This window comes from Thermocladium sp. ECH_B, assembly GCA_001516585.1.
In the GTDB taxonomy this organism is placed as follows: Archaea; Thermoproteota; Thermoprotei; order Thermoproteales; family Thermocladiaceae; genus Thermocladium.
In genome coordinates, this window is the sequence record LOBW01000055.1 from 1 (window position 1) to 12559 (window position 12559).

Genomic DNA, 12559 nt, shown 5'->3' on the forward strand with positions numbered 1-12559 from the left:
TTAGGGCGGGGTAAGGTTTTTAATCTCTGAATGCGAGGGAATAATTGTGTGGGGAAGCCCTGAATAGGGCGCGAGCAACGCGTAACGTGTCCCCGCACTAATATATATCCTTGAGTCCCTGGGATCCGTGGATGGGGGGTTCTCCGTGGTGAGGGATAGGGGTAATGGGTTGAAGGCTCAGCCCGTGGTCCACCGCTGGACGAATGGAGCGGGGTGGGTAATCACTAGCTGTGAAGTGGTGAGGATGAAGGCGGTAAACCACGAACCAATGAACCACCCAAAGGGAACCTCCACCCTTCAGGGCGGGGAGGAGGTCAGACGAGGTATGAGGCGTTAAATTGTTCTCCATTAGTTATTTGCTTCTTGTTTAATGGATGGAAAAATCATTGCTTATCTCCGCATTACGCTTAAATGATGGATTACCTCAATCATTAATATGAAGAAGCCATTATGTATTCCTTCATGTATTCTTCATCTTTCAACACCAGAGACCCCGTCCGTGAGGTGGGGTAGTTTACGCATTGTATTAACACTAAATGATTTTTTAATTATGGTACTGGTGATGAGTTATTCAATGGGCCGGGCTTGTAGGGACGAGTTGATGCATGTAATGCAATGCATAATTGCAATGAGGGGTAAGTTTCATCTAAACCAGAGTGAGGTGTTGATGCATCAATTCATCCATAAATAGACGCATTACTTAAGCTAAGGAAGTCGATTAAGGAAAACTTGGTCTCGAGTTGCGATTGGGAGGAGAAACCCTTATATTTATGGCTATGTTCTTCTCGATGGGTTGAGGAAATTTGAGCGATATCAGGGATGCCTTGATTAAGTTGTTGAGGGATGATCCAGCATTTAGGCGGGAGTTGATTAGAGCGATTAATATGGAGGATGCGGTGTGGGGCGAGAGGCTTGAAAGCATTAGGAAATTACTTGAGGAGCAATCGAAGCTGAGCGTGGAGAATACGCGGGTGCTGGAGAGCTTATTGAAGTCAACTAGTGAATTAACCGAGGCGCAGAAGGGAATAGAGAGTGAATTGACCAAGCTGGTGGAGAGAATCAATAACTTAGCTGAAGCACAGCAAAGAACCGAAGAGAGGCTCAGCAAATTAACTGAAAGAGTTAATGAGTTGGCGGAGGCGCAAAAGAGAACCGAGGATGGATTAAACAAATTAACTGAAAGAGTTAATGATTTAACTGAGCGGCTAGATAAATTAACTGAAAGAGTTAATGATTTAACTGAAAGAATGAATGAGTTGATGGAAGTCCAGAAGAGAACTGATGAGCGGCTAGATAAATTAACTGAAAGAGTTAATGATTTAACTGAGCGGCTAGATAAATTAACTGAAAGAGTAGATAAATTAACTGAAAGAGTTAATGATTTAACTGATCGATTGGATAAATTAACTGAAAGAGTTAATGATTTAACTGAGCGGCTAGATAAATTAACTGAAAGAGTTAATGAGTTGGCGGAGGCGCAAAAGAGAACCGAGGATGGATTAAGTAGATTGACGGATGCGATTGGTGAGTTAAGCAAGGAGGTAATAGGGCTCAAGAAGAGGATGGATTCCATGGGAAGGAGGTGGGGCGAGGATTATGAGGAAGTGATCAAGCTCTTCTTTAAGGAGTTAGTGGAAGTGGAGAAAATAGATCTAAGGTACGTTAATAGGTTCACGTATAAGGATGAGGCAGGGCAATTTGGGCCCAAGGGCAGCATCTACGAGATAGATGTACTGGCGCGGAATGGGAGGGTTTACCTCATAGAGGTGAAGTCGTTTGCGGACGAGGATGATCTGGATTGGTTCAATGTAAAGTGCAGCACAGTGACCAAGGCATTTGGATTCAATGATCCCATCAAGTTATTCCTAGCCGTGTCCGCCACGGAGGAGGCAGTGGAGAGAGCCAAGAATTATGGGATTAAGATGCTTACGGGGGACGTAATAGAGAAGCGAAAACCCAAAGCTGCTCAAACCTAAACGAGCAAAGAGGGATGCTTGCTGAACCTCGAGGAAGATGCGTTCAGCGACTCCACATCACTCCTGAGTGGATATACTTGTAACGTTTTATGATTATGGCATGGCAATAGCCCTTTCTGTTGCCTCTGGCCGCTTTATTGGTAATAACCATCATAGCGCACGTCTCCCAAGCATGCATTTAGAGTCCAAATAACTATAAGCAATGCAGGCGAGGAACTGCTTCTTCAAGTCCTTGATTCTCCTTGTCAACCACCTACGCCACACACGGTTTGTGGCTAACCTTAGAGGATTTGAAATGAAACTCACCGTTGGTTTTTGAATACATGGGTGAGGGGGGTCGGGCTCACTCAATGGATTTCACGTTGGAAATAGGCTATATAGAGATTGGGATAATTTATTTATCTCTATATACTATGGGCTTATCCGCCTCCACGTTACTTATAGTGATGACTAGGTTCTCCTCGTTCTCTTTCCTCAATATTATATCCACGTTATCTCTCTCCACGTATCCAGCATCGTTAAATGGGCTATCATGCCCTGGGATTATGTAGTCCGGTTTCAATGATTTTATTCGCTCAATGCTTGACTTGGCCAGGCTCAAGTCGAAGAAGATCAAGTCAGGAACGCCTCTCCTATAGGCACGTAGATTAGGCACGGCATCCCCAGCGATGATTATCCTGGGGGAGCCATCCACGAGCAGCGATATGTGTCCAGGCGTATGCCCTGGCGTATATATTATGCTGGTGGAGCTGGATATGCGTTGTCCATCACTGACCAATAACAGATCCATTTCCTTCAACATTTCCCTAAACTTAGCGGTGAATCCATCAGGTACGCCGGAGAGCCATCCCTCCTCCAGTTCCTTCCTGCTTATCGCTATCCTGGAGNCGCGAAAGAGGTCCACGTTAAGGCAATGATCCCAATTAATATGGGTTAAAACCACTACATCTATATCGCCTGGAGAGAGCCCCACTGCCTTGAGCCTGGCGAGTAATTTATCCCTACTGCCGAAGTGACCGGTATCAATCATTATATTAATATCATCTTGAATCAATGTCACCGCGGCGGCTCCCATAGTTCCAATGCTGCTCCTAATGCCGGCTCCAGGTAATAACCTGATCAACTTCATGTTGCATCACCGTGATACCTATACTTATAATCATTACTGAAGTACTCCAAGTGCATTTTCCTATAGGGGTATTGTGTCAAGGCGTCTTCATTAATCTCTATGCCAAGACCGGGCTTATTGCTTGGATGCATGTACCCATTACTGATATTGAAGTACTCCTTAACTAGATCCCGCCTAATGGTTTGGGCATCCAGCCAATACTCAAGCACTAACGCATTGAGCATCGTTAGAAGCGCATTAAGCGAGGCCGCGGTAGCAATTGGCCCATTTGGCTTAGTGTGGGATCAACCATCACATAAATGCCGTGAATGGAGAAGCAGAGGAGGGGTACTTGGCTGACCTCCTCCCCGCCTTGAGGGCGAGGGTTCCCCGAGGTCTAGAGGGTTACGCCCCATTACGGGCGCTACTCGTTTCCCTCCCGAGCCGGCATTGTGGGGGTACGTCGGCCCCCACCCCCCATTCTCTAAAAATTGACCGGCCAATAGCCTCATTCCCAGAGNTTTTTAAGCTTTACCCCGCCCTAAAGGGCGAGGTTTGCCGTTCGTTTTATCATTTTAGCTGCCATACAAAGTGCGAGGTACTCAGCGAGGAGATCTTTGAGGGTGATATGAGGAGACGGAAAAATATACCTGTCCTCTTTTAAATGTATTGGATCCCCCTCGGCATGGGAACTCGGCGGCATCTGAACTTATAAAAAATCATTGCTAGCCATATCTATGCATTTGTATGTTTTGGTTGCTGGGCTTCTTCTAGGTCTTGCGCATGGAATTGAGCCCGACCACTTGGCATCCATATCATTATCCCAACGAGGCTTCAGGAGCGGGCTTTATTTCGGAATTAGCCATGGCCTGGGGTTCGCCACGATAGCTATTCCACTGATTCTAGTGATTAACGCATTTCCAGTAAAGCAATTACTAAGCGAGGCAGCCGCATTGATTTCAATTGCGGTGGGCATCCTAGTTCTATATGTATCGGTGGGAGGCATCGATTTAGAGCTGGGACCACGGGGATCAAGGGTATTAGGATTCATACAGGGAGCACTTGCGCTAACGCCGACCAAAGTATTGCTAATAGCTTTGGCAGCCACTGCCAGCATATTCATGGGCATCGCGTCGCTCCTTCTCTTCGCCGCGGGCTCTATACTGGTCATGTCTATTTACGGCTTCGCTAGATTCATTGTGCCTAGGAACATGGATAGGGCAGTCTCGGTGCTTGTCTCCATTGCCTCCATAATATACGCAGCATTAATGCTCTGACAGCCTCCTCACCCTAACTTTCAACTACTAACTACTTCTGTAATTGTTGGCCTTCCCTATTTATTATGCTGCGGAGCCTGCTCCATTGATCCCAGAACTCCATTATGGAGAAAACGAGGAGCGCAGCCATTGCTATTATAGCCATTGGATCCAGCGGAATTAACCTAATCATGGTTACAATGATATATGCCACAAGCATGGCGGAACTGAAGCCTAGGTAAAACGTCGAGCGGGGCAGTATCCTGCTTCCGATTATTAATAGCCCCTCAATTAAGCCGCCTCTATGTATTGCCCTATATCCGCCATCCTCCTTCACAGCAAGCCCCAGCCTTGTGAGCCTCTCAAGGTGATGATAAGCCACGCCTGGACTGGATAGGGATAATGCCTTCTGAACCTCCCTAATGCTCATCGATCGTCCCTCGCTAACCAATAATAGGTAGACCCTCAGCGCAGTATCCCTTAACTCGCCCTTCATTAGCTCTCTGGAAATGCCCACTAGTTAAAATACTAGTTCCTAGTTCCTTCATGTACTAGTAACTAGTATGTGAAGTCCAGGGAATCAATATAGGGATTAGTAATATTTATTGACTCTACGACTCCCTTATCGGCGATAGCATGAGGATAATAATTGCGGTGCTGGCTATAATCGCATCTATATTGGCATTAGCCGCTATGGCCTACGCGCAATCAACCACGCCTCAAACAACTCAATCCATTATTCCAGTGAGCATTAATGTTCAAGCCCAATCAATAGGTAATTCATCAATTGGGCACATGTATCCAGGTAATTATACCATGTATGTGGCCGTGCCCACGTATAAAGTCCTGCTTTTAAACTCAAGCGGGTCGCCTGTTGTATATGCTCTTCCATTTATGAGGGGCGGCACAATAATGTACCTAGGCAATGTGTCGCTTGATCAATCATATCTATTATATGTCTATTTGCTTAATGGATCATCAATCCGAATTGGGTACTCATGGGTGACCGGCAAAGAGGCTGAGGAAATCATTCAAAATATTCAAAATGGGTCCTGGGCACCCCCAGTGAGGCTGGCTCCAATTAATGAGTATCCACGGGGAAACATCACAATTATGGTGCGGTTACCGACGGGGGCCCCCGCCAATAATGGGTATGTATACATGGGTTTACCATTCCTTGCTCAATCCATGTATGGACCAGTGGCTTCCCCTCTGAATGCCGCAGTCCAGCCAAGCTTAATTGCCCCGTCTCCGTGGCCATCATCATTATTCTCCATACTAGGCTCCGCTCCAGTAATTAATGGAAGGGCCATATTCATTAATGCGCCGCTCATCCCATATATTGCCGCCTATTATTATTTCATAAATATTAGCAATATGACCGGATTAAGACCGATAATTAATGAGACCAGCAGCAATGAGACGCTATACATTTATGGACATGAGATAAACGTATCGATAATCACAGTTACTTACAGGGAGATCAATCCCAGCCTTATAGTGATTATGGGGCAAGGACTTGTCATACCCAGCCGCACCACCATAATAAACACAACACTGGAAGAACTGCAAGCGCCACTAATAATGCCTTTGCCGAAATACGCGACATTGATACCAATTACTGCAACCAGCACAAGTGATCATTACCAAGTAATAATGAACCGGAATGAATCGACCAGATACTTAGTGGTTCCCCCCGCTCTTCCTTCTTCTACCGTTGTTCAATACATGAATCCATTTGCCATAGTAATAATCATAATAATAGTGGTCGTCGCCATCCTAATTGGCGCTGCTGCAGCCATTATTGTCAAGAGGAAAGTGCAGTCGCTATGAGCGAAGCCAAGTCATGTCTGCACAGGGTTAAGATATGGAGGGGAAACCTTAAAAATCCAGCCATTTAATGCGAAAGATGAGCGGCCGTAGTCTAGTTTGGATCAGGACGGCGGCCTGCCACGTCGCAGATCCCGGGTTCAAATCCCGGCGGCCGCATCATCCTTACCAAGGCTCATTAGCGGCATGGTGCTGCTCCCAATGATTATCAATGCTTCGGATCCAGGGTTAAGGTTAAAAACAGTCATTTCCTCCTTATTCATGGTTTTTCTAGAAGTATTGATCTATATAAGGCGCGGCGATGAGGTTCTCCTAATAGAGAAAAAGAGGGGCCTCGGCGCTGGTTACTATAATGGCGTTGGCGGCAAGGTAGAGCCAGGCGAGGATATATGCATGGCTGCTATACGCGAGGCTCGGGAGGAGGTGGGGCTAATTCCGCTTGGGCTCAAGTGGTCTGGCCTTCTTGAGTTTTGGAACTGGAGCAAGGGTTCCGTGGAGTCCGTTCACTTCGTTCATTTATTTACCGCGTCGGGATATGAGGGAACACCAATGGAGAGTGATGAGGCGAGGCCCGTGTGGTTTAATGTGAGGAACGTGCCTTATGATAGGATGTGGGAGGACGATAAGTTGTGGTTCCCCATGCTGCTTGACGCGAAGTCAATAATCTATGGGAGATTCAGGTTTGAAAATTGGCGCTTAGTGGATCATCAAGTTACTGAGCTTAGGCCGCTGGAGCCGCCTCTCATTAAGAGGGACCTATGCTCTAATTAAGGGTTCTTTCCATGACTCCACAGCAGCGCTCAGCCTATTGATTCCCTCAATTAATCTATCGCTGGGTTCCCATACGAAGGACACCCTGACGGCTCCCCTGTACTTATCGCTGAAGTAACTACCTGGAACAACGGCGACGCCGTGGCTCGTTAAAGCGTATTCTGCAAATAAGTCTCCATTAATTACTTTGCTGGATAAGTCTAGAAATATGAACATTGAGCCCCGCGGGATATGGAAGCGAGCATATGGCAATTGCTTCCTAATCTCGTTAATTACGAGATCCCTCTTACTCCTATATTCATTAACTATGCGCTGCACGTGGCTCATTCTCTCGCTTGATTTTAGGTAAATAATGGCCAGTCTCTGCGACACGGCTGGTGGGCAATACGTTAATTCCTCCCCGGCTAGCTTTACTCGACTTATTGCCTCGCTTGGTCCATAAACAAAGCCGAGTCGCCACCCAGGCATGCCTGGATCCTTGGAGAATGTGTTTATAGATATGGTTCTCTCCGGGGCATATTTATATAAATATTCATGTCTCCCCTCATATACTAGCATTCTATAGGCCTCATCCGACACTAACCAGAAATCCCGGTCCCGAGCTAAATCCGCCAATGCCTTTGCCTCGCTGCTTCCAATAATGGTACCAGTGGGATTATCGGGACTAACCAGCACCACTGCCTTAGTTCTTGGATTAATGCTCCTTTTTAGTTCCTCCACATCGATCTTGAAGCCATTCTCCATGCTTAGCCGTATTCTCCTCACCTTAGCTCCCAAGTACTCAAGTATGGGCTTATAGCCGAAGTATGTTGGATCCATTAAAATGACCTCATCTCCTGGATTAAGGATTGCCATGAATGTGGTGAACATTGCCTCCTGGCCTCCTGCCGTGATGGCTACATCATTGGGATCCACATCTATTCCTCCCGTCATCTTCAAGTCACTCGATATTGCCTCCCTTAATTCAAGCATACCCTGGCTCGGCGTGTACCCGAACAACTCCATGCCGCCTCCAATCAATTCCTTAGCCAATTCCTCCCGAGCCCTAGGGGGCGGGGGTATACTTGGTTGACCAGTGGATAGCACTATTATGTCCCTGTTCTCTCGGCGTAGCCGCTCGCGTATCGAGTCTATTCTCCTAGTCGGCGACTCCCTGAGCAGGCCTATCGTATTTGAGAAGCCCGGCATTGCTTGTTCATGAATTATGTATTATATACGCATTATCCACATATAGACTAGTTAACTCCGTAGCATATGGCTATTTTCACTACTAGTTATTGTTGATTATTGTACAAAATAACTATTATTATGGGTTAATTAGGGTATAAATGCCATAGAGTATTAAGCGGCATTCCAAGTGGATTAGGAATTGGAAAAAACATAGAGCTCCGTCAGGGCCAGTAATTAGCGTTTCTCGCTACACATAATAAATAAACACTGGTGAATTTTTTAATTAATAACTGGTATTAAATTGGGAATAATATGAGTCAAACTTATGATGCGCTCACCCATGTATATATTCATACAGGCAACGTTAATGCCGCATTAAGCATGAGCATTTACGGTATATATCTACATGCAGCCTTCCTATCCTTAACGCTGGGGCCGCCGCTTGCAATATCCGCATGGTTGATCCAATGGAAAAGAACAAAAGATGCCGTTTTCCTTAAATACGCTAAAACAGCGACTACAGTGCTTGCCATAAATTTCTCCCTTGGCGTGGTAACTGGAACCCTGGTTGAGTTTGGATTGCTCGATATATGGCCGACCAGCATGGTAAAATGAATGGCAAACCTTGCCCTTTAGGGCGGGGGTAAAGCTTAAAAAGAAGGACTATTTCCCTTTAACGTCCTCTCCCGGTCAATTCTTGGAGAATGGGGGGCGGGAGCCGACTTCTCCCGCAATACCGGGAGGAGGACCCGCGACGCGAATGTGGGGCACCGAGTAGCGCCCGTAATGGGGCGTAACCCCCTAGACCTCGGGGAGCCCTCGCCCTCAAGGCGGGGAGGAGGTCAGATGGGCAGGTACCCCTATATATTTGTGGAGGGCATGAGCGGAGTGAGCGCTGCGAGTATGATTGATGAATTAATCAATATCCCATTGGCGGCGATCTATACTATGCTTTTCTCGGCCATTTTCTTTGCTGCGGTATTTAGTTTAGCGTTTTACTACGCGGTGTTGCGGAGATTCATTCCGGAAATTGAGGATTAATCTATAAATCTGCTCTTTAATCAGTTATTTAAATAATTATAATAAAAATTTGTTAGTATCCACAATTTTTATATATGGGATATTATAATAATTAATTATATGATGAGCGAAAAAACCGGAGGCATGACTCCCCCCAAAATAGCAATAATGGTGCTGGCCCTAGCCGTTATTGCGGCAATTATGGTGGCGGCACAGGAATATGAAATCGCCAACACATATGGCAAAACCATTGAAGCGCTTGAACTAAATGGATTAGTCGTTAAATCAGTAAACGGCACTGAGCTCTCGCTAAGTACTGCCCTCGCGTTAATCAAGACTCCCCGCATAGGAATAGTGACCCCCATGGCTATGGAGGAGGCGCCGATATTGGCGGCTATGAAGGTTCAAGCGGTGGCCTACATAGATGGCTACGCCTTCTACTTGGGATCAATAAATGGTCGGCCCGTGGTTCTGGTTAGGAGCGGCGAGAAGGAGTATGCAGCTGAATTAGCTACTTACTTAATGGATACTCACTTCCATGTGGTAGCAGCAATACTCAGCGGAACAGCTGGATCAAGAAATCCAAATGTGAGGGTGGGTGATGTAGTTGTTGGGGCATTCGTGGTAGATAAATCATCCATTCATTACCATAATAGGGGATTCCAAAGCGATTATACCGGCGTCGAAATGGTGCTGAATAATTTCTCATTGATAAGCAAGTCGCTAATAACTACATACGGCGAAGAGGGACCAATGCCTCAAAATGCCTCCACGTATGGATACGGCCCCGGCACGCCAAGCCCTAACTATGCTTACATTGCCGTGCTGCCCGCCTCGCTGGGCCTAGTGCAGACAGCGGAGGCGGCGGCCAATATGCTCGGCAATACATCGTTAATTGATGCGACAGGCCTAAACGTGACAGGCTCCATACCGGCTAGGCTAATAGTGGGCGTGATAGGGTCGGCGAATCAATGGACTGAACCGCTTTCCTGGATGGAGGCTCAGAACGCCCTTTACGAGACTGATGCAGGCGAGAACGAGGGCTTTGGATTTGCGTATGCCAATGCCCAATTAGGCGTTCCCTGGGTGATAATAAGAGGCATATCGGATACGCCGTGGTACCCATCCACTTACCACGGGGTGCTAGCTGCAGATAGAGCGGCGCTGGTTGTAATATATGTAATCACTCACTTCACAGAGCTTAACCTTTATAATACTACATCGTTCAGCGACTTATCGCCGCTCTCAAATGCTGCAATGCATGGATACATAGTTGCCAATAGGGCCTATTATAATGTGACTCCAGTCACTGAGATCCAATACACCGCAATTAATGGATCCCAAGTAACAATTAATGGCTCACGGGCGAGTATTCCTATCCCCAGGGAATAGTCATCGGATATAATGCAAGCTCTGATCAATTGATCTACTTGGCTCCATCACAATAATTCGAAGCTCCCATATAAGCGTATTACTGCCTAAGGGCAAGGAGGAGCATAATTTCGTTAAAAACAATATTTTACCCAATAAAAGAGGGGAGCGAATGCTTTAAAGTTTCCCTAGGCATTAGTGGCGTGAGGGCAGTAATAGTTAATGGAAAGATGGATTACTCTATAATGGACGTTAAAGAACCATCAGCGGCTCCGGGCCGCGTTGTTATGTCAGTAACATATGCCTCCCTTTGCTATAGGGATTTACTGGAGTTAATGGGGTATTACCCCCGAATGCGTTTTCCAGTTATCCTCGGCCATGAGGCGGTGGGGATGGTTACGGAATCAATGGATCCCAGGTATAAGGCGGGCGATAGGGTGGTCCCAATGCTTTATGAACCGGATGGAACATGCGACATGTGCTTAAGGGGAGAGGAAGTATATTGCAGAACCAGGAGGAGTTATGGTGAGGATGTCGATGGTTTCTTCGCAGAGAAGGCAAGCATATCTGGGAATGCCTTAGTGAAGGTCCCGCCATGGGTCAGCGATGAATTGGCTGTCCTAACTCCCTGCGTGCTAGCCATGATTCATAAGGGATTAAGAAGGGCCTCGCTTATTCCTGGGGAGTCAGTGCTAGTGACGGGGGCCGGCGGCGGGGTTGGGATCCATGCGGTTCAATTAGCTAAGGCAATGGGGTCCAGAGTCATTGCGGTGACAAGTTACGAGGATAAGGCGAGGGAGTTACGGCGGTTCGCGGATGATGTGATAATTGGACCCAAGTTCAGCGAGGAAATCAAGAAGAGGGTGGGCGAGGTTGATGTCGTGATTGAGAATGTGGGGACGCCGACCATTGGTGAGTCAATGAGNAGCCTTAGAATGGGCGGCAGATTAGTGCTAATAGGGAATGTTAATCCAAACGAGGCCTACGAGTTTAAGCTGGGCTACGCCATAATGAAGGACATATCAATAATAGGCAATGTAGCCGCGCATAGAGGAGATATTTGGAGGACCTTTGAATTAATGAGGAATCATAGCGTGGAGCCTGTCGTGGCTAAGTATGGGTTGGAGGATTTTGGAAAGGCACTTGATGACTTGAGAAATGGGAGAAAGATCGGTAAAATACTGCTGAAACCGTAGGGTGAATCAATTGAAAAAAGGCTTAGGCCCCGGCTCATTCGTATCGCGAGCATTGAACCTAATATCGTTCCTATTGCTTCCATTAACTATGAGGGAGGCTGGGCTACCCATGGTTTCCGCCTTAATTCCATTGATTCCTTACTATATCGGCATAGCCATTATGCGGGGAGTAAGATTGAGGTCGCCTCACTATATGGGGCCCCTAATTAACATAACGTGGTCATGGATATACGTGGCGATCTTCATCATAATGTATATGAATGCATTGAAATGGCTGATCCTAATCCCCACGATTTTTGCCGGCTTAATAATGGGGATCGGGGACTCTGTTTACCTATCGCTCCGGACCTGGGAATCAACAGCGATAATGGCTTCATCCATATCCATTGCCCTCTCAATATTGCGGAGTTACTGGTTGCCGTTATCCATATCCATTGCATCATATGCCGCCGCCATCATTAGCGCAATATTGATGCGTGGAACCGAGGCTCCCAGGCAGAAGCGCATAGGTATCTCTATCATTGATGCGGTGGGGCTCGGCTTATCGCTTGGAACAGGCATAGTGCTTTTCACGGGTCAACCCGCCCTCTACATGGCTGCCTTAGCGTCCCCCCTAGTTCTCAAGAGAAGAATGATTGTGTTGATCCTGGTCGCGGCATCGATAATTGCCTATGCATTCTCCCAAGCATTAATAGGCGCCGCATTAAGCGGCGTGGCGGCTTGGGCATATAGTGGTTGGGTTAAGGCTTCTGACCTCCTCCCCGCCCTGAAGGGCGAGGCTTTTCGCCCCCTTAACCCCCCATTTTGGTAATCCATAGTCAAGGTTCTTACTGCAAAGCCATGAGCGATGGCAATTATTTG

The 12559-nt window shown here is 46.8% G+C and carries 13 protein-coding genes and 1 tRNA gene; 10 read left to right on the forward strand and 4 right to left on the reverse strand.

Going from position 1 to position 12559, the window contains the following annotated elements; all coding sequences use genetic code 11:
- Positions 1-127: 127 nt before the first annotated feature.
- Both AT710_07025 and AT710_07030 read left to right on the forward strand, forming a co-directional pair.
- Entirely contained in the window at positions 128-337 is a 210-nt protein-coding gene (locus tag AT710_07025) for a hypothetical protein (GenBank protein KUO91266.1), read from the forward strand.
- 466 nt (positions 338-803) lie between these two features.
- Entirely contained in the window at positions 804-1976 is a 1173-nt protein-coding gene (locus AT710_07030) for a hypothetical protein (GenBank protein KUO91267.1), read from the forward strand.
- A gap of 394 nt (positions 1977-2370) precedes the next feature.
- Here the strand turns inward: AT710_07030 and AT710_07035 are convergent, their stop codons facing one another.
- Positions 2371-3105, reverse strand: a complete 735-nt coding sequence (locus tag AT710_07035; GenBank protein KUO91268.1) for a hypothetical protein — start codon at positions 3103-3105, stop codon at positions 2371-2373.
- Positions 3102-3329: a hypothetical protein gene (locus AT710_07040; protein KUO91269.1), complete on the reverse strand. Its 228-nt coding sequence runs from the start codon at positions 3327-3329 to the stop codon at positions 3102-3104. Before AT710_07040 ends, AT710_07035 begins: the two co-directional genes overlap by 4 nt.
- 492 nt (positions 3330-3821) lie before the next feature.
- Here AT710_07040 and AT710_07045 point away from each other — a divergent pair, with 492 nt between their 5' ends.
- Positions 3822-4361, forward strand: coding sequence for a hypothetical protein (locus AT710_07045; protein KUO91270.1), 540 nt, complete (start codon positions 3822-3824; stop codon positions 4359-4361).
- Between the two features lie 31 nt (positions 4362-4392).
- Here AT710_07045 and AT710_07050 read toward each other — a convergent pair whose 3' ends face one another.
- The gene (locus AT710_07050) at positions 4393-4836 is read right to left on the reverse strand and encodes a hypothetical protein (GenBank protein KUO91271.1); all 444 of its coding nucleotides are present in this window, start codon (positions 4834-4836) and stop codon (positions 4393-4395) included.
- Between the two features lie 140 nt (positions 4837-4976).
- Between AT710_07050 and AT710_07055 the strand changes: the two genes are divergently transcribed.
- The 3 genes from AT710_07055 (at position 4977) to AT710_07065 (ending at position 6941) form a co-directional block, all read left to right on the forward strand.
- The gene (locus AT710_07055; protein ID KUO91272.1) at positions 4977-6173 is read left to right on the forward strand and encodes a hypothetical protein; all 1197 of its coding nucleotides are present in this window, start codon (positions 4977-4979) and stop codon (positions 6171-6173) included.
- 80 nt (positions 6174-6253) lie between these two features.
- Positions 6254-6329 (forward strand) — tRNA-Gly (locus AT710_07060).
- Between the two features lie 102 nt (positions 6330-6431).
- Positions 6432-6941 (forward strand): NUDIX hydrolase, encoded by a 510-nt coding sequence (locus AT710_07065; protein ID KUO91278.1) that lies wholly within the window; start codon positions 6432-6434, stop codon positions 6939-6941.
- Here the strand turns inward: AT710_07065 and AT710_07070 are convergent.
- Positions 6927-8129 carry an aspartate aminotransferase gene (locus AT710_07070; GenBank protein KUO91273.1) on the reverse strand — a complete coding sequence of 401 codons (1203 nt, stop codon included), beginning with the start codon at positions 8127-8129 and terminating at the stop codon, positions 6927-6929. The genes AT710_07065 and AT710_07070 overlap by 15 nt on opposite strands.
- A 294-nt stretch (positions 8130-8423) precedes the next feature.
- Here AT710_07070 and AT710_07075 point away from each other — a divergent pair, with 294 nt between their 5' ends.
- The 4 genes from AT710_07075 to AT710_07090 all read left to right on the forward strand — a co-directional run bounded on the left by AT710_07075 (position 8424) and on the right by AT710_07090 (position 12509).
- Positions 8424-8726 carry a hypothetical protein gene (locus AT710_07075; GenBank protein KUO91274.1) on the forward strand — a complete coding sequence of 101 codons (303 nt, stop codon included), beginning with the start codon at positions 8424-8426 and terminating at the stop codon, positions 8724-8726.
- Positions 8727-9251: 525 nt separating this feature from the next.
- A complete protein-coding gene (locus AT710_07080) occupies positions 9252-10523 on the forward strand; it encodes a nucleoside phosphorylase (protein ID KUO91275.1) in 1272 nt (423 codons plus the stop codon).
- A gap of 182 nt (positions 10524-10705) precedes the next feature.
- Complete coding sequence (locus AT710_07085) at positions 10706-11698, forward strand: alcohol dehydrogenase (GenBank protein KUO91276.1); 993 nt, start codon at positions 10706-10708, stop codon at positions 11696-11698.
- Position 11699: 1 nt separating this feature from the next.
- Positions 11700-12509, forward strand: a complete 810-nt coding sequence (locus tag AT710_07090) for a hypothetical protein (protein KUO91277.1) — start codon at positions 11700-11702, stop codon at positions 12507-12509.
- Positions 12510-12559: the final 50 nt, after the last annotated feature.